Origin of the sequence: Streptomyces sp. N50, assembly GCF_033335955.1 — a bacterium.
Taxonomy (GTDB): Bacteria; Actinomycetota; Actinomycetes; order Streptomycetales; family Streptomycetaceae; genus Streptomyces.
The window spans coordinates 8,691,660-8,710,999 of sequence record NZ_CP137549.1; the positions used below are offsets into that span (position 1 = coordinate 8,691,660).

A 19,340-nucleotide genomic window follows, 5' to 3' on the forward strand; every position below is an offset into this window, starting at 1 on the left:
GATAAATATTCCGGCAACTGCTCGAACCCGCTCGATGAGGAGCCCGACAGATGGCCGGCAGCACAGTGCGCAACGGACGACAAGGCAGGCGTTTCTCCTCGTGGGCGGTGCGTGCGACGGCTGCGGCCGCGTGCGGCACCCTCGCGCTCACGGCATGCGGCAGCACCAAGGACACCGGCGCGGCCGGCTCCGGCGGGGGCGGCACGGGCAAGGTCGGAGTGATCCTGCCCCTGCTGACCTCGCCGTTCTGGCAGTCGTACAACGACTACGTGCCGAAGATGGCGAAGTCCGAAGGTGTCCAGGCACTGAAGACGGTCAACTCCAACAGCGACCCCTCGCAGCAGATCACCGACATCAACAACGAGCTGAACCAGGGTGTCAAGGGCCTGGTCGTCGCACCGCTGGACAGCGCCGCCATCGAAGCCGGCCTCGACCAGGCCGAGCGCAAGGGCGTGCCGGTCGTCGCGGTCGACGTGGCGCCCGACAAGGGCAAGGTCGCGATGGTCGTGCGCGCCGACAACGTCGCGTACGGCGAGAAGGCCTGCGAGTACCTCGGGGCGCACATCACCAGCGGCAAGGTCGTCCAGATCATGGGCGACCTGGCGTCCGTCAACGGCCGTGACCGGTCGGAGGCGTTCAGGGCCTGCGTGAAGAAGAAGTACCCGAAGCTCAAGGTGCTGGAGATCCCCGCCAAGTGGGAGTCCGACACGGCCGCCTCGAAGCTGGACACGCTCCTCAACGCCAACCCCGACATCAAGGGCATCTACATGCAGGCGGGCGGCGTCTACCTCGCGCCGACCCTCCAAACCCTCAAGTCCAAGGGGCTGTTGAAGAAGGCGGGTCAGGCCGGGCACATCACGATTGTCTCGAACGACGGCATCCCGCAGGAGTTCGACGCGATCCGCAAGGGCGAGATCGACGCCACCGTCTCCCAACCGGCCGACGCCTACGCCAAGTACGGCATGTACTACATCAAGGCCGCGATGGCGGGGAAGACCTTCAAGCCCGGCCCCACCGACCACGACTCCACGATCGTCAAGCTGCCCAGCGGCATCCTGGAGGACCAGCTCCCCGCGCCCCTGGTCACCAAGGACAACGTCGACGACGCCAAGCTCTGGGGCAACACGGTCAAATGAGCAGCCCACTGACCACTCCGCTGGTGGAGGCGACGGGAATCGCCAAGCGGTACGGCCCGACCGTCGCCCTCGCCGACGGTCAACTGACCGTGCTGCCGGGCGAGTCCCACGCCCTCGTCGGCCGCAACGGCGCCGGCAAGTCCACCCTCGTCACCGTCCTCACCGGACTCCAGGCCCCTGACGAGGGCACGGTCCGCTTCGACGGCGAGCCCGCGCCCCCGCTCACCGACCGCGACGCCTGGCGCGCCAAGGTCGCCTGCGTCTACCAAAAGCCCACCGTCGTCCCCGAGTTGACGGTCGCCGAGAACCTCTTCATCAACCGTCAGCCGCAGTCCCGGGGCGGCATCATCAGCTGGCGCCGGCTCCGCACCGAGGCCGCCGAACTCCTCGACACCTGGGACGTGCACGTCGACCCCGAGGCGCGCACCGCCGACCTCAAGGTCGAGGACCGCCAAATGGTGGAGATCGCGAGGGCGTTGAGCTTCGGCGCCCGGTTCATCGTCCTGGACGAGCCGACCGCACAGCTCGACAACCGGGAGATCGAGCGACTCTTCACGCGCATGCGGGCGCTCCAAGAGTCCGGTGTCACCTTCCTGTTCATCTCGCACCACCTCCAGGAGGTGTACGAGGTGTGCCAGACCGTCACCGTGCTGCGCGACGCCCGCTGGATCACCACCGCACCGGTCGCCGACCTCCCGCGCCGGGCCCTGGTGGAGGCCATGGCGGGGGAGTCCATCGACGAACTCGAAGTCCAGCTCAGGGAGTTGGACACCGAGGCGCCCGTCCTCCTCGACGCACGCGGGCTCACCTCCGAGTCGTACGAGAACGTCGACCTCACCGTCCGCAAGGGCGAGGTCGTCGGACTCGCCGGATCCAGCGGCAGCGGCAAGATCGAGCTGGCCGAGTCCTTCACCGGGCTGTACACACCGACCGGCGGGAGCGCCCAACTCGACGGCGAGAAGCTGCCGTTCGGTGATGTGCAGGCCTCCCTGAAAGCCGGGGTGGGCTGCGTACCGCGCGACCGGCACGGACAAGGGCTGGTCTTCGGGATGTCCATCGGGGACAACGCGACCATGACGGTGCTGGACCGGCTCGGCCGCTTCGGGTTCGTCGGCACCGAGCGCAAGCGCGCGTTCGCCACCGAGCTGATCGACCGCCTCGACATCCATACCGAGGGCCCCGAACAGCCCGTCTCCGACCTGTCCGGCGGCAACGCGCAGAAGGTCGTCATGGCCCGCGCGCTCGCCTCCGACCCGAGGCTGCTGGTCCTCATCAACCCCACCGCGGGCGTCGACGTGAAGTCCAAGGAGTCACTGCTCGCCCGCATGGACAGCGCCCGCGACGACGGCACCGCCGTGCTCGTCGTCTCCGACGAACTCGACGACCTGCGGCGCTGCGACCGCGTCCTCGTTCTCTTCCACGGCCGTGTCGTCGCCGAGCACCCGGCGGGCTGGCGCGACCACGAGCTGATCGCCTCCATCGAAGGAGTGGACCATGGCTGACACCAAGGCGGCCCCGGCGCTCGCCGCCCCCCGCGCCGCCGGGGCGCGCTCGGCCCGGACGGTCCTGCTCCGCCGGGCCCGTGAACTCGCTCTCGTACCAGCCCTGTTGGTGCTGCTGGTTCTCGGCGCGATCGTCAACGACTCGTTCCTCACCGAACGGAACCTGATCTCCATCCTGGGCGCCTCCGCCGCCCTCGCGATGGTGGTCCTGGCCGAGTCCCTGATCCTGATCACCGGCAAGATCGACCTGTCGTTGGAGTCGGTGGTCGGCATCGCGCCCGCCATCGGCGCCCTGCTGGTCCTGCCGACCGCCGAGTCCGGTTGGGGCACCGAATGGTCGGCCCCGCTCGCCCTCGTCGCGATCCTCGTGGTCGGCGGGATCATCGGCGCCTTCAACGGCATCCTCGTGGTGAAGCTCAAGCTCAACGCCTTCATCGTCACCCTCGCCATGCTGATCGTGCTGCGCGGACTGCTGGTCGGCGCCACCAAGGGCAAGACGCTGTTCGGGATGCCGGACTCCTTCTTCACCCTGGCCACCAGCACCTTCCTGAACGTCCCGATGTCGGTGTGGCTGGCCGCGGTCTGCTTCGCGGTCGCCGGGGTCGTGCTCAAGTACCACCGCGTCGGCCGCGCCCTGTACGCGATCGGCGGCAACCAGGAGGCGGCCCGCGCGGCCGGCATCCGCGTCGACCGGATGCTCCTCGGGGTCTCCGTCATCGCGGGCGTCCTCGCCTCGGTGGGCGGCATCATGCAGACCGGCTACGTCGGCGCGATCAGCGCCAACCAGGGCAACAACATGATCTTCACCGTGATGGCGGCTGCCGTCATCGGCGGCATCAGCCTCGACGGCGGCAAGGGCACCATGTTCGGCGCCCTGACGGGCGTACTCCTGCTGGGAGTTGTCCAGAACCTCCTCACCCTCGCCCAGGTCCCGTCCTTCTGGATCCAGGCCATCTACGGCGGGATCATCCTGGTCGCCCTCATGATCGCCCGCGTGACGACCGGCCGAGCCCAGGACTAGGACCCCCTCCGGCACCCGCACGGCACCGGATCCCTGTACCCGACCGAAAGGCCTTCCGTGTCCCCGACCCCCGCCCGCGTGATCGCGGTCGACACCTACGACATCCGTTTCCCGACGTCGCGCGAGCTCGACGGCTCCGACGCGATGAACCCGGACCCCGACTACTCGGCCGCGTACGTCGTGCTGCGCACCGACGCGGCCGACGGGCACGAGGGGCACGGGTTCTCCTTCACCATCGGGCGGGGCAATGATGTCCAGGTCGCCGCGATCGACGCGCTGCGGCACCATGTGATCGGCCGGTCCGTGGACCAACTCTGCGCCGATCCGGGGTCGTTGAACCGCGAGCTGATCGGCGACAGCCAACTCCGGTGGCTGGGGCCCGAGAAGGGCGTGATGCACATGGCGATCGGCGCCGTGATCAACGCGGCCTGGGACCTCACCGCCAAGCGCGCCGGCAAACCGCTGTGGCAGCTCCTCGCCGACGCCGACCCCGAATGGCTCGTCAGCCAGATCGACTTCAGGTACATCACCGACGCGCTCACCCCGGCCGAGGCCCTCGACATCCTGCGCCGGGGCAGGGCGGGCGCGGAAGGTCGTAGGAACATCCTGCTGGAGCGCGGCTTCCCCGCCTACACCACCTCCGCCGGGTGGCTCGGCTACGACGACGAGAAGCTGACCCGGCTCGCCGCGCAGGCCGTGGCCGACGGCTTCCGGCAGATCAAGCTCAAGGTCGGCGCGGACCTCGACGACGACATCCGCCGTTGCAGGGTGGCCCGTTCGGTGGTCGGGCCCGACATCCGGATGGCGATCGACGCCAACCAGCGCTGGGACGTGGCCGAGGCGATCCGCTGGACCAAGGCACTCGCCGAGTTCGACCCGTACTGGATCGAGGAACCCACCAGCCCCGACGACGTGTTGGGCCACGCCACGATCCGCGCGGCCGTCTCCCCGGTGAAGGTCGCCACCGGCGAACACGTGCAGAACCGCATCGTCTTCAAGCAGTTGCTCCAGGCCGGCGCTCTCGACATCCTCCAGATAGACGCGGCGCGCGTCGGCGGCGTCAACGAGAACCTCGCGATCCTGCTGCTGGCCGCCAAGTTCGGCGTCCCCGTCTGCCCGCACGCGGGCGGCGTCGGACTGTGCGAACTCGTCCAGCACCTCTCGATGTTCGACTACCTCGCCGTCGCCGGGACGACCGACGACCGCGTCATCGAGTACGTCGATCATCTGCACGACCACTTCCTCGATCCGGTGGTGATCAGGGAGGGTCACTACATGGCACCCACCGCACCCGGGTTCTCGGCCACCATGCGGCCCGAGTCCATCGCGCGCTACACCTTCCCCGACGGCACCTTCTGGGCCGCCGACCTCGACCGCCAGAAGGGACACGCGGCATGACCGACTTCGAGGGCCTCAAGGCCCTGGTGACCGGCGGCGCCTCCGGCATCGGCCGGGCCACCGCCGAACTCCTCGCCGAACGCGGTGCGTTGGTGGCCGTGCTCGACCTCGACCCCTCTTCCGTCGAGAAGCCGCTGCTCGGCTACCGCGCCGACGTCACCGACGACGCGTCCATACGGCAGGCTGTGGCCGCCGCCGTCGCCGACCTCGGCGGGCTCGACGTGGTGGTCAACAACGCGGGCATCGGCGCCCAGGGCACCGTCGAGGACAACGACGACGAGGAGTGGCACCGCGTCTTCGACGTGAACGTCCTCGGCATGGTCCGCGTCGCCCGCGCCGCCCTCCCGCAGCTGCGCGAGTCGTCCCACGCGGCGATCGTCAACACCTGCTCCATCGCGGCCACGGCGGGGCTGCCCCAACGCGCCCTGTACAGCGCCACCAAGGGCGCCGTGTACTCCCTCACCCTCGCCATGGCCGCCGACCACCTGCGCGAGGGCGTCCGCGTGAACTGCGTCAACCCCGGTACCGCGGACACCCCTTGGGTCGGCCGCCTCCTCGACTCCGCTCCCGACCCGGCCGCCGAACGCGCCGCCCTGGCCGCCCGCCAGCCCTCGGGCCGTCTCGTCTCGGCGGCCGAAGTCGCGGGCGCCGTCGCCTACTTGGCGAGCCCGCTGTCCGGCGCCACGACCGGTACGTCGCTCGCCGTGGACGGCGGCATGCAGGGGCTGCGGCTGCGGCCGGTGGGCCAGTGAGCGCCCTCGGGCAGAGCGGGGTCGAGGTCGGCGGGCTCGGCCTCGGTACCGCCCCGCTCGGCAACCTGTTCACCGAGGTCGACGACGAGCAGGCGCACCGGGCCGTCAACACGGCCTGGGAGCAAGGGATCCGCTACTTCGACACCGCGCCCCACTACGGCATCGGCCTTTCCGAGCGCCGTCTCGGAGCCGCGCTGAGTGACCGCCCGCGCGCGGAGTACGCGATCTCCACGAAGGTCGGACGACGCCTGGAACCCGTGGAGACGGTGACCGGCGACGACCTCGCCGACGGCTTCGCCGTGCCCGCCACCCGGCGCCGCGTCTGGGACTTCAGCGCCGACGGGATACGCCGCACCCTGGACGCCAGCCTCGAACGGCTCGGCCTCGACCGCGTCGACATCGTCTACCTCCATGACCCCGACGACCACGCCGAACAGGCCTTCCGTGAGGGCTATCCGGCCCTGGAGAAGCTCCGCGCGGAGGGTGTCGTCGGGGCGATCGGCGCGGGCATGAACCAGGCCGAGATGCTCACCCGGTTCGTCCAGGACACGGACGTGGATGTCGTGTTGTGCGCCGGGCGCTACACCCTGCTCGACCAGAGCGCCCTCGCCGAACTGCTCCCGGCGGCCGTCGCACGCGGCAAGTCGGTGGTCATCGGCGGGGCCTTCAACTCGGGCCTGCTGGCGGACCCGAAGCCGGACGCGACGTACAACTACGCCCAGGCGCCTTGGGAGTTGCTGGACCGCGCCTTGCGCATGAAGGCCGTGGCCGAGCGCCACGGCATCACGCTGCGGGCGGCCGCGCTGGCCTTCTGCGCGGCTCACCCGGCTGTGGCGAGCGTCCTCGTCGGGGCCAGGTCGGAGGCCGAAGTGCGGGACTGCGCCGAGCAGTTCGCCGTCGCCGTGCCCGCCGGGTTCTGGCAGGAGCTGCGGGAAACGGGGCTGCTGTCCGCCGACGCCCCGATCCCCGCCGAGGAGCCGTCATGAGAGTGGCCCTGCACACCAAGGTCCGCCCCGACCGCATCGCCGAGTACGAGAGCGCCCACCACGACGTCCCCAAGGAGCTCACCGCCGCGATCCGCGCCGCCGGTGCCACCTCCTGGACGATCTGGCGCAGCGGCACGGACCTCTTCCACGTCCTGGAATGCGACGACTACGCCCGGTTGCTCACCGAGTTGGACCAGCTCCCGGTGAACGTGGCCTGGCAGGCGCGCATGGCCCAGCTCCTCACCGTGGTGCACGACTACTCCGGCCAGGGCGCCGACGCGGGCCTGCCCGTCGTATGGGAGCTGCCATGACTGTCGACGCCCACCACCACGTCTGGGACCTCTCGGTCCGCGACCAGGACTGGATCACCGGCCCCGAACTCGAGCCCCTGCGCCGGGACTTCACCGTCACCGACCTCGTACCCGAGGCCCGCGCGGCCGGCGTCGACCGGACCGTCCTGGTCCAGACGATCACCGTCGCCGAGGAGACCCCGGAGTTCCTCGCCCTCGCCGACGCCCACGACCTGATCGCCGGAGTCGTCGGCTGGAGCGACCTCACCCGCCCGGACATCACCGACGAACTAGCGCGCCTGCGCGAACTCCCCGGCGGCCGTTACCTCAAGGGCATCCGCCACCAGGTACAGGGCGAGCCCGACCCCAACTGGCTGCTGCGCCCAGACGTACGCCGGGGCCTCACTGCCGTCGCCGACGCGGGACTCGTCTACGACCTGCTGGTCCTGCCCCACCAGTTCCCGGCCGCCGTGGAAGTGTCCGCCGCCCTGCCCCAACTCACCTTCGTCCTCGACCACTTGGGCAAACCGTCCATCGCCTCGGGACAACAGGAACCCTGGGCGACCTCCCTCCGCTCCCTCGCCGCGCTCCCCAACACCTACTGCAAACTGTCCGGCCTGGTCACGGAGGCCGACTGGAAGACCTGGAGCGCGGAGGACCTCCACCCCTACGCGGACACCGCACTCGACGCCTTCGGCCCGAGCCGCCTGATGTTCGGTTCGGACTGGCCGGTGTGCACACTGGCGGCGACGTACGGCCAAGTCGCCGCTGCGACAGCCGAGTTGACCGACGATCTGAGCGCCTCCGAACGCGCCGAGGTCTTCGAGGGCACGGCCACCCGCGTCTACAGCCTCTGAGTGTCCGCCGCCAGCCGCGTCGGCGGCAGATACTCCCGCACGAACGTCCGCTCCCAGCACGCGCCCGTCTCCCTCAACTCCCGCCAGCTCGTGTAGCGGTAGCGGAAGAGACGGGCACGGACGAAGCGCGGGGGTGCGTCGGCCGGGAACGGGGAGCGGCGCAGCAGCCGTAGCGTGTCGCGGTCGTTCTCCAGGAGGCGTTCCACCAGGGCGCCGAACCACGGGTCGGCGTAACCGGGGGAGAGGGCCGCGAACCACATCATCCAGTCCAGCCGGAGATGGTACGGCGCGAACTGGCGTGGCCAGCGCCGAGGTTCGCCCGGCTTGCCCTTGAACTCGTACTCCCGCCAGCCGGAGTCCTCGCGGGGTACGGCGTCCGTCGTGCCCTCGACCACCACCTCGTAGCGGATGCGGCTGACGGTGCCGAACGCGCCGTAGGAATTGACCAGATGGAGCGGGTCGAAGGAGCGGTTCATGATCTGGCGGGGGGAGATCATGTTGCGCACCGGGCGGTGGCTGAGCCGGAGAAGCATGGCCGCGACCGTGAGGACCACGGCCTCGTACCAGACGGGCGGGTCGGGTACCGGCGGCGGTGTGTGGGGGAGGTGGATCGCGGAGACGGCCAGCACGATGGTGATCCAGTTCAGCCAGGAGAAGTTGCCGGACAGGACCAGCCACAGCTGGGTGGCGATCATCAGGGAGGCGGCGGCCGTGGCGATCGGCTGAGGGGTGAACAGGAGGACGGGGACGAGGAGTTGGGTGATGTGGTTGGCGGCTGCCTCGGCCCGGTGCAGGGGGCGGGGGAGGTGGTGGAAGAACCAGCTCAGCGGGCCCGGCATCGGCTGTGTCTCGTGGTGGAAGTCCAGGCAGGTCAGTTTTCGCCAGCACGCGTCGCCCCGGAGCTTGATCAGGCCCGCGCCGAACTCCACCCGGAACAGGATCCAGCGGAGCAGGAACAGCACCACGACCGGCGGGGCCACCTTGTCGTTGCCGAGGAAGACGGCCAGGAACCCGACCTCCAGCAGCAGTGACTCCCAGCCGAACGCGTACCAGGTCTGGCCCACGTTGACGATCGACAGGTAGAGGACCCAGGGCAGCAGCCACAGCAACATCCCGCCCCAGAGCGGAAGTCGGGAGTCGAGTCCGGCGGCGAGGGCCGCCGAGACCGCGCAGCCCGTCCACGCGCAAGTCGCGAAGAAGCGGTCCGTGTAGTGGAGTTGGAAGATGCTCGGGGCCCGGCGGAACGGCATCCGGGCGAGGAGGCGGGGGACCGGCAGCATGCCGCGTTCGCCGATCAGCGCGCGGAACTGGCGGGCCGCCGTGAGGAACGCGATGAGGTAGAGGGCGGCCAACGCCCGCTGGAAGACCAGTCGGCTCAGCCAGTAGTCGGGTGCGGTGAACCATCCCATGACCGTGTGCTCCTCCCTCCGTCGTCGCGCCCGAGCAGACCTTCACTCTCCGTGTTCCATGCCTCCGGTTGCGTAACCCAAGTGAGTGAAGCAGACAATAGTGGCGAATCACCCGGCTTGAGGCGGGAGAACCTGGTGCGCACATCCACCGGAACCATCGCCACGGCCTGCGCGCTCTCCGCGACGCTCCTCGTCGCCGGGTGCGGCGGCGACGGCGGCAAGGACACGAAGTCGAGCGGCGAGGTCTTTCTGCAGCCCGTCTCGGCACAGGGCCCCGACCCCTTCACGGACTCCACGGCCACCGCGCCGAGCGCTCCACCAAGGGTCACCCGAACGCCGCAATCGACACCTTCGCGGTCGGCACCTCCCCGGTCGACGCCTCCGCCGGTGACACCCACCGGGACCGTGTCCACGCCGTCCGGCCGTATGCGTTCCGTCTCCGGTGCCACTCCCGGGCTGTACGGCGGGACCGCGCGGACCGGCAGTTGTGACGTGGAGCGGCAGATCTCCTATCTCACCCGCGACCAGGCCAAGGCCGGCGCCTTCGCGCAGGCCGAGGGGATCTCCCCGGGCGCGATCCCCGGCTATCTGCGCGGGCTGACCTCGGTCGTGCTGCGTGCCGACACCCAGGTCACCAACCACGGGTTCCGGGACGCGCGGGTGACCGGGTTCCAGTCGGTCCTCCAGGCCGGTACCGCCGTCCTCGTCGACAACCGGGGCGTGCCCCGGGTCCGCTGCGCCTGCGGCAACCCGCTCAAGGCGGGTACGGCGGGCCAGGGTGCGATGGGTGACAACGGCCGGCCCTGGTCCGGGTTCCGGCCCGCCGGGGTGGTCGTGGTGACCCCGGCGCCCCAGGTGATCACCAACATCACGATCATCGACATCGTCGACAACACCTGGATCGAACGGCCTCTCGGTCATCACGGGCCCCATCACGACCACGTCGTACCCCGGCCGCCGCACGTGCCGCCGACACCGACGCCGTCGCACACCGGGCCGTCGCCGCGGCCGCACGACAGCGGGTCCGGCGTTCCGCCCGGCACCAGTACGCGTCCCTCGCAGAGCCCGAGCGACAGTGCCAGTGCCAGTGCTGGGGCCTCCCAGAGTCCGAGTGGCGGTACGAGCCCCTCGCCGAGCGACGAGAGCGTGTCGCCCGGCGGCAGTCCCACCCCGAAGGGCCCGGCCACCGGCTGTGTCACCCCGACCGTCACGGTGACCCCGGGCGTGCCCGGCGACGCTGGGGCGTCCCCCGGACCCACGGACTGCCCCGCCGCCACCGTCACGGCCACCCCGACGACCAGCCCGCCCGGCGGCACGCTCACCCCGTCCCAGCGCGGCACCACCCCGAGCGCCGGGACGGTCGTACCGGCGCCGTCCCAGGACCAGGGCTCCCCGGACGAGATCGGTCCGCCGAGCGTGCCGGAGACCCCCGACCTGCCCGACGGCGGCGGACTGATCCCCGACGACACGACCACGGGCAGCATCTTCGACAGCCCGACGAACGTGTTCGACGGCTGACCGCGCAGGGAGCCGTCGTAGCGCTCGGACAAGTCGAATAATCGGGCAGATCCTGGCAAGGTGGGCCGCATGGTTGATCGGGGAGCGAGCGCCCTGTCACTCCCGGACGACTGGCCCGCCCACCCGGACCCGATCCTGGCGCTCAACCGCATGGGCAGCTTCGACTGGGACCTGGACAACGGTCTGTTCCACATGGACGCCCAGGCCCACGAGGTCTTCGACCTGCGCCCCGACGAATACGACGGCCGCCCCGAGTCGCTGGCGATCCGGGTGCCGCCGCCCGAGGGCTACCGGCTCGACGGTCTGGTCTCCCAGGCGCTGAAGGACGGCAGCGAGAACTACGGCGCCTACTTCCGGATGCGGCTGCGCGACGGCACCCTGCGCTGGACCCACACCCAGGGCTACATCCGGCGCGACGAGACGGGCCGTCCACGCCGGATCATCGGCATCATCCGGGACGCCACGCAGGAACTCGCCGAGAGCGCGGCCCGCCGCGAGCAGGCGGCCCAGGACGCGGCGCTGCGCCGGCAGACCAACGTCGTGCAGCTCACCACCGCCGCCCTCGCGCACGCCCGTACCGTCCAGGACGTCATCGACGTCCTCAAGGACACCCACGGTCTCGTCCACCTCGGCGCGACCAGACTGATCATGGGGCTGGTCGAGGCCGGCCGTATCCGCCTGGTCGCCGAGGGAAGCGTCGTGCCCGGCCGGGAGGTCATCCGGATCGACGAGCCGTACCCGATGGCGGACGTCGTACGGACCCTCAGTCCGGCGTTCATCGAGTCGCCCGAGGAGTTCGCCGAGCGGTACCCGCTGCTGTGGCAGCACATCACCGAGCTGAACATCACCGCCGCCGCGTATCTGCCGCTGATCGCGCAGGCCCGGCCGATCGGCGCGATGGGGCTGCTGTACAACGACCGGAGCGGTTTCTCGGCGGACGAGCGCAATGTGCTCGTGGCGCTGGGCAGCAGCATCGCGCAGAGCCTCCAGCGCGCGATGTTCTACGAGCAGGAGAAGGACCTCGCGCAGGGTCTTCAGCAGGCGATGCTGCCGCGCGCGATCCCGAGTGTCCCGGGCGCCGACGTCGCCGTGCGCTACCGGTCCGCGAAGCTCGGGCGGGACATCGGCGGTGACTGGTACGACCTGATCCCGCTGCCGGGCGGGCGGGTCGGCGCGGTCATCGGCGACGTCCAGGGGCACGACACGCACGCGGCCGCCGTCATGGGGCAGCTGCGCATCGTCCTCAAGGCGTACGCCGCCGAGGGGCACACGCCGGCCACGGTGATGGCCCGCGCCTCCGTCTTCCTGCACGAACTGGACACCGAGCGCTTCGCCACCTGCCTCTACGCCGAGGTCGATCTGTCGACCGGAGTGGTGCAGGTGGTCCGGGCGGGTCATATCGACCCGCTGGTACGGCAGTTGGACGGGACGTCCCGCCGTATGACCGTCGTGGGCGGGCTGCCGCTCGGGCTCTCCGCCGAGTTCGGGCGGCTCGAATATCCCGTCTCCACCATCGAACTCGACCCGGGCGAGACCCTGTTGCTGTGCACCGACGGCCTCGTCGAACAGCCAGGGGCCGACCTCGACGACGGTATGCAGACCCTCGCCGCGCTCATCGCCTCCGGCCCCGACGACGTACGCGACCTCGCCGATCTGCTCATCGACGTGGCCGAGGAACGCGGCGGTGAGGACGACGTGGCGCTGCTCCTGCTGCGCCGGCGCGGGCTCGACGCACCGCAGTCCGGCGGGCGGCTCCAGCAGCATGTGGCGCCGGGTGACTCCGAGGCCCTCACGGGGGCGCGGCACATGATCCGGGCGGCGGTCCGCGCTTGGGGCGCGGGCGAGCGGTCCGACGAGGTGGAGCTGGTCGCCGACGAGCTGATCACCAACGCGCTCATGCACACCGAGGGCTCCGCGATCGTCACCCTCAGGGTCCTCAACGGCACCGAACGGCGGCTGCGCGTCGAGGTCGAGGACTCCTCCAGCGCCCTCCCGCGCCGCCGCGAGGCGGGTGACGACGGGGTCTCCGGGCGCGGACTGCTCCTCGTCGACCTGCTCACGGACGTGTGGGGCGTGGAGGCGCGCGGCAGCGGCAAGTGCGTGTGGTGCGAGTTCCTGGTCCCGGACCGCACCTGAGCTGACCCCGCAGGCCTCTGATGGCACCCTGGACGTATGCCGGAACTCCCCGAGGTCGAAGCGCTGAAGGACTTCCTGACCGAACACCTCGTCGGCCACGAGATCGTCCGGGTGCTGCCCGTCGCCATCAGCGTCCTGAAGACGTACGACCCTCCGCCCACCGCGCTGGAGGGGCACGAGGTGGTGGCCGTGCACCGGCACGGCAAGTTCCTGGACGTCGAGACGGACGGCGGCCCGCACTTCGTGACCCACCTCGCCCGCGCGGGCTGGCTGCACTGGAAGGACCGCCTCCCGGACGGCCCGCCCCGCCCCGGCAAGGGCCCCCTCGCGCTCCGCGTGGCCCTGGAGACGGGCGAGGGCTTCGACCTCACGGAGGCGGGCACCCAGAAGCGTCTCGCGGTGTACGTCGTCGCCGACCCGCACGAGGTCCCGGGCGTCGCCCGCCTCGGCCCCGACCCGCTCGCCGACGCCTTCGACGAGCCGGCCTTCGCCGCCCTCCTGAAGGACGAACGCCGCCAGCTCAAGGGCGCCCTGCGCGACCAGACCCTCATCGCCGGGGTGGGCAACGCCTACAGCGACGAGATCCTGCACGCGGCGAAGATGTCCCCGTTCAAACTGGCGTCGTCCCTGACCCCGGCCGAGACGCACACGCTCTACACGGCCCTGCGCACCACCCTCACCGAGGCCGTCGAGCGCTCCCGAGGCGTGGCGGCGGGCCGCCTGAAGGCGGAGAAGAAGAGCGGCCTGCGCGTCCACGGCCGCACCGGCGAACCCTGCCCGGTCTGCGGCGACACCATCCGCGAGGTCTCCTTCAGCGACTCCTCCCTCCAGTACTGCCCGACCTGTCAGACGGGCGGCAGGCCACTGGCGGACCGCAGACTGTCGCGGCTGCTCAAATAGCGGGGCCCTACAGCCAGAGGCCGGCCCCGTCGCGCCCGCCGGGGTCCGTCGTCAGCAGGTCTTCGTGCAGCCCGGCGAGAGCCTGCCCGGTCGGCGATCCGTCCTCGGCTCTCTCCATGACCACCCAGCCGCCGACCGCGTCCGGGTCGTGCACGGGGCCGCCCTCGTCGAGGACGTCGAGCGTCGCGAACACCGCCTCGTACGCGACGGCCCGGACCAGACGGACAAGGTCGTCCCCGTCCGCCCCGGCGGCGAGCAGCCTTCGGGCGGCCGGGAGTCGGTCCAGCGCGCCCGGGGCGCCCCAGCCGTCGATCGCGTCGCGCCACAGGCCGCGCAGCAGTACGGATCGGATGCGCTGTGCCGGCTGGGTGTCGTCCATCGCCACAGGATGCCCCGCCGCTCAGCTCACCAGGGCACCCCCGTCCCGTCCCACGACAGGAACCGCCCCGTGAACCCGTCGTCCGGCAGCAGCGCCAGGTCGACGGCCCCGCGTGCCGCCTCCGCCGGATCCCCGTCGCTCGCGGCCGCCCGTTCGTTGAGGTCCGTCGCCCGCAGGCCGGGGGCCAGCGCGTTCACCTTGAAGCCCGCCGCCGCGAGGGACTGGGCGTAGAAGAGGGTCAGGGCGTTGAGGGCCGACTTCGACGAGCGGTACGCGGCGCCCGCTCCGGCGTGGGCGGCGAACTCCCGGTCCGGGTCGGCGCTCCAGGTCAGGGAGCCGGTGCCGCTGGAGATGTTGACGATGCGGGGGTGCGGGGAGCGGCGCAGGGCCGGGAGGAAGGCGTTGGTGACGGCCAGGACGCCGAAGACGTTCGTCTCGTAGGTGCGGCGGAAGTCGTCGAGGTCCGCCTCGGGTGCCGGGCTGCCGCCGGCCATGATGCCCGCGTTGTTGACCAGGACGTCCAGGGTGTTCACCTGGTGTGCCGCTTTCGCGATGCTGTCGGGGTCCGTGACGTCGAGGGTCAACAGCCGTGCCCCGCCGCCCAGTTCCGCTACGGTCCGCTCGCCCCGGCCCGCGTCGCGCGAGCCGACGTGGACCGTGAATCCCTCGGCGACCAGCAGACGGGCAATTTCCTTGCCGATGCCCTTGTTGGCACCGGTGACGAGTGCTGTGGAATCGTTGGAAACGTTCATGGGGACGACGATTCCGCAGCCGGAGCCGCCGAACCAGGGACAGCCGATCCCTGGCAGCCGGAGAGCGGGCAGAGGCAGCGGGAGAGCGGTCGGAAGGCCGGCGGACGGAGGCACCGTGACCAGGAAACAGGAGCTGGCCCGATTTCTGCGCGGGCGGCGGGAGTCGCTGGTGCCCGCCGATGTGGGGCTGGCCGGTGAACCGTCCCGGCGGACCCTCGGGCTGCGGCGGGAAGAGGTCGCCGAACTGGCTCACATGTCCGTCGACTACTACGCCCGCCTTGAGCAGGGCCGTGGGCCGCGCCCGTCGCCCCGCATCCTGGACGCCCTCGGCGGAGTGTTCCGGCTGACCCCGGCCGAGCGGACCCATCTGTTCCGGCTGGCGGGGACACCGGTGACGCCGCTCGCCGCGCCGGTACGGACCGTCCGCCCACATGTGGCGGACCTGCTGTGCCGCATCCCGGACACGGCGGCCGTCGTCACCGACGCGACCTACGACGTCATCGCCTGGAACCCGCTCGCGGGTGCCGTGTTCGGGGGTGATTTCGACGCGCGGCCGAACCTGGCGCGCCGTCGCTTCCTGGGGCGGCCCCCGGAGAGTTCCAGCGCCGAGGAGTTCGGCCACATCGTGGTGTCCCGGCTGCGGCGCTCCGCCGACCGCTACCCGTACGACCCGGGACTCGCCCGTCTGCTGGCCGAACTGCGCGCCGGGAGCGAGGAGTTCGGGGCGATCTGGGAGACCGGGCCCGTGCACGCCCCCGGCCACCGCACCAAGACCCTCACCCATCCGCAGGCGGGCCCGCTGCGGGTGAGCTGCGACGTGCTCACCGTCCCGCACGACGACCAGCAGGTCGTCTTCGTCACCGCGGACCCGGGGACCCCCTCCGCCCGGGCCCTGCGGCAACTGGCGGCCGCAGGGCGGGACTTCAGTGCGAGGTGAGCCGTACGAGCTGCTGTCCGTCGGCCGTCCGCACGTCGTAGTGGTCGATGTCGGTGGGGTGCATCGCCGCGCCACCCTGCATCGTGATCATCGTCGCGTCGTGCGCGGGGACGTTCCAACTGGTCACGGTCTGCTCGGAACCGTCGCGGCCGACGACCACGAGACGACACGACCGGGGGCCCGCACCGTCCTTGATCTTCAGGGACACATCACTGCCGTAGTTCTCGTTCGCGGCCGTGACCTGCGCCCACACGCCCGACTTGGCGTCGGTCGCCGTGAGTTGCACGGCACCGTCGCCGTGCGCGGCGAGCGTCGCCAGCGCGGGACCGCCCACGGCGAACACCACCGAGGCGGCCACGGCGTACAGAAACCGCCGCCGTCCGGCCTTGTGCCGTGAGGCCACCTCGCCGAGCAGCCGGTCCAGCAGGCGTGGGCCGGGTTGTGCCATGGGGTGCACAGAGCGCGGCGTCGCACGCCGGTACAGCATCAACTGCCGTGAGGCGGGACCGAATTCGGTCACATGAGCCGCGCAACTGGTGCACTCCATGAGGTGATCCTCGAAGCGGAAGGCGTCCGCCTCGTCCAGCACGCCGAGCGCGTACGCGCCGACGTCGCGATGCCTTTCCAGGGACCTCATGCCGAATCCTCGTGCCGTTAGGTGCGGGTGGGGTTACTCCTTGCTCCCATCGGTACGCACCAGACAGTCGAATCACTCAAGGCACACAGAATCCCGAGTAACGATTCGGAGCGGCCGGGCCCGCGGATTGGTCCCATCTCAAAAAAGATGGATGGCGAGATGGCCGAGCGGCAGACCCAGCTGCCAGGCGGGCGTCCAGACCTTCGGCCCGTCGTCCTCACCGGTCACCGGACCGCCTCCCGGCCCCGGCACCGCGTCCAGATCCGGCGCGAGCAGCTCGGTCTCCTCCAGCCAGCGCCAGGCGGCCTCCGCGAGCGCCAGGTCCGGTGCGTCGGCGCCGGATTCGGCGGCCTCGGCCGTCAACTTGGACATACGTTCCGCGACCCAGTCCTGCCAGGGCTGGTCGTACGCCGTGAGCGAAAGCCAGGTCTCCAACTGGGTCACCACTCGGATACCGGACAACTCGCCGTCCGTGTCGGAGAGGAAGATGGTCAGCGCCAGCGCGTCCCGACCCGCGCGGAACTCGAAGGACGTCGGCGGCATCAGGTCGCCGGTCCGCAGCAACTCGTCGGCGATGTACTCGGCGTACAACCACGCCATGGGGACGGTGAGTTCACCGCCACCGGTGCCGTCCGTGCTCTCTTGACCTCTGTGCAGCATCCCTTCCTGCCTTCCTCCGGTGCGTGCGCGTCGCCCGGCCCGGGGCTCCGTCAGGAACCCCGAGCCCCCCAGTCCGGAACACGGATGAGGACAGCCGATTACTCAACAGGGGTGCTGAGCAAGGCGCTTTACGGAGGTTTGACCAATGGATTGGTTTCACCGCAGGTCGGCCGCGTAACCCGGCAACACCCGGCGCAGGGCACGCAGGGCGTAGTACGCACGGGACTTCACCGTACCGGGCGGAATACCGAGGGCTGCCGCGGCCTCCGCCACACTCGCCCCGTGGAAATACACCAGCACCAGGACTTCACGGTGCTCCGGAGTGAGTGTCTTCACAGCCTCCCGCACATCGAGCGTCGCCGCCGACCGTTCCGCGTGATCGGCACAGACACGTGCGTTCTCCAGCACCGCGTCCCCGACCTCCGGCGGCCGCGCCTGCCGGGCCCGGCGCGCGTCGATGGCGAGGCGCCGGCCCACCGTCAGCAGCCAGGGCCGTACGGACTCGAAGGCGTCGGCGCGCAGCGCCTCGGGGTGCTGCCAGGCCCGTACGAGGGTCTCCTGGACGAGGTCCTCGGCGCGCTGACGGTCGCCGTCGCAGAGCCGGAGCAGCAGCGCGAAGAGCGGCCTGCCGTGCTCGCGCTGCAGTGCGGCGAGCTCGTGCTCGGCGGTCGTTCCGTCTCTGAGCGTGGGTCCGGCCGTCATGGCCGTATGGCATCGCAGGGGACCGCCCGGGGACAGGGGGCGCACGAGGGGCTTGCGGCGGACGGTCGATCGCGTCGACGAACGGTGCGACGAACGGTCCGCGTTCCCCGGCGATCCGCCGCACGCGCACACCGGACGGGTCATCAGGGGCCGGAAGTCGTTTGCGGGGCCGGTGAAGTTCATACCTATTGGTGGGTAAATATGACCACAGTGGGGTGAATTGATGATCGCACGCAGACAGCAGGTGGCCGTCGCCGTCGCCGCCGTTCTCACCGCGGCCGCCGCCTGCCAGGCCCAGCACCACGACTCGAAGACGTCCGGCCGCCCGGCGCCCCCCGCCGCCCGCGGCTTCACCCTCGTCGCCGCCGGGGACATCCTCCCGCACAGCGCCGTCGTCGACCGCGCCCGCTTCGACGCCGGCGGCACCGGCTACGACTTCCGCCCGATGCTCGCCGCGGTCCAACCCCTCGTCTCCCGCGCCGACCTGGCGCTGTGTCACATCGAGAGCGTCTACGGCGACTCCACCATCGGCACCGCCGCCCTCACCTCCCCGCCCGAGGCGGCCCAAGGTCTCGCCGCGACCGGCTACGACAGCTGCTCCACCGCGTCCGACCGCAGCCTCGACGAGGGCGCCGCCGGCATCCAGCGCACCCTCGACACCCTGGACCGCGCGGGCGTACGGCACGCGGGGACGGCGCGCACCGACGCCGAGGCGCGGACGGTCACCCTGCTGCGCGCCGGTCCGGCGAAGGTCGCCCACCTCGCCTACACCGCCGACACGAACGGCGTCCCGCTCCCGCCGGCCGAGCCCTGGTCCGTCAACCTCCTCGACCCCGCCCGCGTCCTCGCCGACGCCCGGGCCGCCCGTCGCGCGGGCGCCGACGTGGTGGTCGTCTCCCTGCGCTGGGGCACGGCCGGCCAGAACACGCCCGACCCGCAACAGCTCGCGCTGGCCGGTGAACTCACCGCCGCTCGCACCGGCGGCCGCCCCGACATCGACCTGATCCTCGGCACCCAGGCCCATGCCCCGCAGCCGTACGAGAAGGTGAACGGCACCTGGGTGGTCTACGGGCTCGGCGATCAGATCACCGGCGAGATGTACGACAACGCGGGCACCCAGGACCCCGGCGGCAACCTGAGCACCCTCGGCCGCTTCACCTTCGTGCCGCCCGCCCGGCACGGAGGGCGCTGGGAGGTGACGAAGGCGGAGTTCGTCCCGCAGCTGTTCGACATCGACGCGGGCCGGGTCGTCGACGTCAACCAGGCGATCGGCCAGGGCGCCGACCTGACCGGCGACCGCGACCGCATCCGCGAGGTGGTGCTGAGCCGGGGCGCGGCGAAGGACGGGCTGGTGATGGGGAAGTAGGG

The 19,340-nt window shown here is 71.0% G+C and carries 19 protein-coding genes; 13 read left to right on the forward strand and 6 right to left on the reverse strand.

Annotation, left to right across the window (positions count from 1 at the left end; all coding sequences use genetic code 11):
• Positions 1-50 precede the first annotated feature (50 nt).
• The 8 genes from R2B38_RS38515 to R2B38_RS38550 are packed head-to-tail and all read left to right on the forward strand — an operon-like array spanning position 51 to position 7,942.
• A complete protein-coding gene (locus R2B38_RS38515) occupies positions 51-1,136 on the forward strand; it encodes a sugar ABC transporter substrate-binding protein (RefSeq protein ID WP_318020436.1) in 1,086 nt (361 codons plus the stop codon).
• Positions 1,133-2,638, forward strand: a complete 1,506-nt coding sequence (locus R2B38_RS38520; RefSeq protein WP_318020437.1) for a sugar ABC transporter ATP-binding protein — start codon at positions 1,133-1,135, stop codon at positions 2,636-2,638. Before R2B38_RS38515 ends, R2B38_RS38520 begins: the two co-directional genes overlap by 4 nt.
• Entirely contained in the window at positions 2,631-3,659 is a 1,029-nt protein-coding gene (locus R2B38_RS38525; protein ID WP_318020438.1) for an ABC transporter permease, read from the forward strand. Before R2B38_RS38520 ends, R2B38_RS38525 begins: the two co-directional genes overlap by 8 nt.
• A 57-nt stretch (positions 3,660-3,716) precedes the next feature.
• Positions 3,717-5,057, forward strand: a complete 1,341-nt coding sequence (locus R2B38_RS38530) for an L-fuconate dehydratase (protein ID WP_318020439.1) — start codon at positions 3,717-3,719, stop codon at positions 5,055-5,057.
• Positions 5,054-5,809 (forward strand): SDR family oxidoreductase, encoded by a 756-nt coding sequence (locus R2B38_RS38535; protein ID WP_318020440.1) that lies wholly within the window; start codon positions 5,054-5,056, stop codon positions 5,807-5,809. Before R2B38_RS38530 ends, R2B38_RS38535 begins: the two co-directional genes overlap by 4 nt.
• A complete protein-coding gene (locus R2B38_RS38540; RefSeq protein ID WP_318020441.1) occupies positions 5,806-6,795 on the forward strand; it encodes an aldo/keto reductase in 990 nt (329 codons plus the stop codon). Before R2B38_RS38535 ends, R2B38_RS38540 begins: the two co-directional genes overlap by 4 nt.
• Positions 6,792-7,106 carry an L-rhamnose mutarotase gene (locus R2B38_RS38545; protein ID WP_318020442.1) on the forward strand — a complete coding sequence of 105 codons (315 nt, stop codon included), beginning with the start codon at positions 6,792-6,794 and terminating at the stop codon, positions 7,104-7,106. Before R2B38_RS38540 ends, R2B38_RS38545 begins: the two co-directional genes overlap by 4 nt.
• Positions 7,103-7,942, forward strand: a complete 840-nt coding sequence (locus tag R2B38_RS38550; RefSeq protein WP_318020443.1) for an amidohydrolase family protein — start codon at positions 7,103-7,105, stop codon at positions 7,940-7,942. Before R2B38_RS38545 ends, R2B38_RS38550 begins: the two co-directional genes overlap by 4 nt.
• On the opposite strand, the gene R2B38_RS38555 is transcribed toward R2B38_RS38550, so the two are convergent.
• Positions 7,930-9,351: a lipase maturation factor family protein gene (locus R2B38_RS38555; protein WP_318020444.1), complete on the reverse strand. Its 1,422-nt coding sequence runs from the start codon at positions 9,349-9,351 to the stop codon at positions 7,930-7,932. The two genes, R2B38_RS38550 and R2B38_RS38555, sit on opposite strands and share 13 nt — an antisense overlap.
• Positions 9,352-9,486: 135 nt before the next feature.
• Here R2B38_RS38555 and R2B38_RS38560 point away from each other — a divergent pair, with 135 nt between their 5' ends.
• The 3 genes from R2B38_RS38560 (at position 9,487) to R2B38_RS38570 (ending at position 13,905) form a co-directional block, all read left to right on the forward strand.
• Positions 9,487-10,869, forward strand: coding sequence for a DUF6777 domain-containing protein (locus R2B38_RS38560; RefSeq protein WP_318020445.1), 1,383 nt, complete (start codon positions 9,487-9,489; stop codon positions 10,867-10,869).
• 69 nt (positions 10,870-10,938) lie between these two features.
• A complete protein-coding gene (locus R2B38_RS38565; protein ID WP_318020446.1) occupies positions 10,939-13,005 on the forward strand; it encodes a SpoIIE family protein phosphatase in 2,067 nt (688 codons plus the stop codon).
• A gap of 36 nt (positions 13,006-13,041) precedes the next feature.
• The gene (locus R2B38_RS38570) at positions 13,042-13,905 is read left to right on the forward strand and encodes an Fpg/Nei family DNA glycosylase (RefSeq protein ID WP_318020447.1); all 864 of its coding nucleotides are present in this window, start codon (positions 13,042-13,044) and stop codon (positions 13,903-13,905) included.
• 7 nt (positions 13,906-13,912) lie between these two features.
• On the opposite strand, the gene R2B38_RS38575 is transcribed toward R2B38_RS38570, so the two are convergent.
• A complete protein-coding gene (locus tag R2B38_RS38575) occupies positions 13,913-14,284 on the reverse strand; it encodes a hypothetical protein (RefSeq protein ID WP_318020448.1) in 372 nt (123 codons plus the stop codon).
• Positions 14,285-14,310: 26 nt separating this feature from the next.
• A complete protein-coding gene (locus tag R2B38_RS38580) occupies positions 14,311-15,036 on the reverse strand; it encodes an SDR family oxidoreductase (protein ID WP_318020449.1) in 726 nt (241 codons plus the stop codon).
• 115 nt (positions 15,037-15,151) lie between these two features.
• Between R2B38_RS38580 and R2B38_RS38585 the strand changes: the two genes are divergently transcribed.
• Positions 15,152-15,973 carry a helix-turn-helix transcriptional regulator gene (locus R2B38_RS38585; protein ID WP_318020450.1) on the forward strand — a complete coding sequence of 274 codons (822 nt, stop codon included), beginning with the start codon at positions 15,152-15,154 and terminating at the stop codon, positions 15,971-15,973.
• Here R2B38_RS38585 and R2B38_RS38590 read toward each other — a convergent pair.
• The 3 genes from R2B38_RS38590 to R2B38_RS38600 form a co-directional block, all read right to left on the reverse strand.
• A complete protein-coding gene (locus R2B38_RS38590) occupies positions 15,960-16,610 on the reverse strand; it encodes a zf-HC2 domain-containing protein (protein WP_318020451.1) in 651 nt (216 codons plus the stop codon). The genes R2B38_RS38585 and R2B38_RS38590 overlap by 14 nt on opposite strands.
• A 138-nt stretch (positions 16,611-16,748) precedes the next feature.
• On the reverse strand, positions 16,749-17,270 hold the full coding sequence (locus tag R2B38_RS38595) for a hypothetical protein (protein WP_318020452.1): 522 nt from the start codon (positions 17,268-17,270) through the stop codon (positions 16,749-16,751).
• A gap of 156 nt (positions 17,271-17,426) precedes the next feature.
• The gene (locus R2B38_RS38600; RefSeq protein ID WP_033279046.1) at positions 17,427-17,972 is read right to left on the reverse strand and encodes a sigma-70 family RNA polymerase sigma factor; all 546 of its coding nucleotides are present in this window, start codon (positions 17,970-17,972) and stop codon (positions 17,427-17,429) included.
• Positions 17,973-18,195: 223 nt separating this feature from the next.
• Here R2B38_RS38600 and R2B38_RS38605 point away from each other — a divergent pair, with 223 nt between their 5' ends.
• A complete protein-coding gene (locus R2B38_RS38605; protein WP_318020453.1) occupies positions 18,196-19,338 on the forward strand; it encodes a CapA family protein in 1,143 nt (380 codons plus the stop codon).
• The last annotated feature ends 2 nt before the right edge of the window (positions 19,339-19,340 follow it).

What these genes read in the sequence shown, in the direction of transcription:
- R2B38_RS38580 (WP_318020449.1), bottom strand. Translation starts at nt 15,036, where the DNA reads ATGAACGTTTCCAACGATTCCACAGCACTCGTCACCGGTGCCAACAAG.
- R2B38_RS38605 (WP_318020453.1), top strand. Translation starts at nt 18,196, where the DNA reads ATGATCGCACGCAGACAGCAGGTGGCCGTCGCCGTCGCCGCCGTTCTC.
- R2B38_RS38555 (WP_318020444.1), bottom strand. Translation starts at nt 9,351, where the DNA reads ATGGGATGGTTCACCGCACCCGACTACTGGCTGAGCCGACTGGTCTTC.
- R2B38_RS38550 (WP_318020443.1), top strand. Translation starts at nt 7,103, where the DNA reads ATGACTGTCGACGCCCACCACCACGTCTGGGACCTCTCGGTCCGCGAC.
- R2B38_RS38545 (WP_318020442.1), top strand. Translation starts at nt 6,792, where the DNA reads ATGAGAGTGGCCCTGCACACCAAGGTCCGCCCCGACCGCATCGCCGAG.
- R2B38_RS38600 (WP_033279046.1), bottom strand. Translation starts at nt 17,972, where the DNA reads ATGACGGCCGGACCCACGCTCAGAGACGGAACGACCGCCGAGCACGAG.
- R2B38_RS38575 (WP_318020448.1), bottom strand. Translation starts at nt 14,284, where the DNA reads ATGGACGACACCCAGCCGGCACAGCGCATCCGATCCGTACTGCTGCGC.
- R2B38_RS38590 (WP_318020451.1), bottom strand. Translation starts at nt 16,610, where the DNA reads ATGAGGTCCCTGGAAAGGCATCGCGACGTCGGCGCGTACGCGCTCGGC.
- R2B38_RS38595 (WP_318020452.1), bottom strand. Translation starts at nt 17,270, where the DNA reads ATGCTGCACAGAGGTCAAGAGAGCACGGACGGCACCGGTGGCGGTGAA.
- R2B38_RS38515 (WP_318020436.1), top strand. Translation starts at nt 51, where the DNA reads ATGGCCGGCAGCACAGTGCGCAACGGACGACAAGGCAGGCGTTTCTCC.
- R2B38_RS38535 (WP_318020440.1), top strand. Translation starts at nt 5,054, where the DNA reads ATGACCGACTTCGAGGGCCTCAAGGCCCTGGTGACCGGCGGCGCCTCC.
- R2B38_RS38565 (WP_318020446.1), top strand. Translation starts at nt 10,939, where the DNA reads ATGGTTGATCGGGGAGCGAGCGCCCTGTCACTCCCGGACGACTGGCCC.
- R2B38_RS38525 (WP_318020438.1), top strand. Translation starts at nt 2,631, where the DNA reads ATGGCTGACACCAAGGCGGCCCCGGCGCTCGCCGCCCCCCGCGCCGCC.
- R2B38_RS38570 (WP_318020447.1), top strand. Translation starts at nt 13,042, where the DNA reads ATGCCGGAACTCCCCGAGGTCGAAGCGCTGAAGGACTTCCTGACCGAA.
- R2B38_RS38520 (WP_318020437.1), top strand. Translation starts at nt 1,133, where the DNA reads ATGAGCAGCCCACTGACCACTCCGCTGGTGGAGGCGACGGGAATCGCC.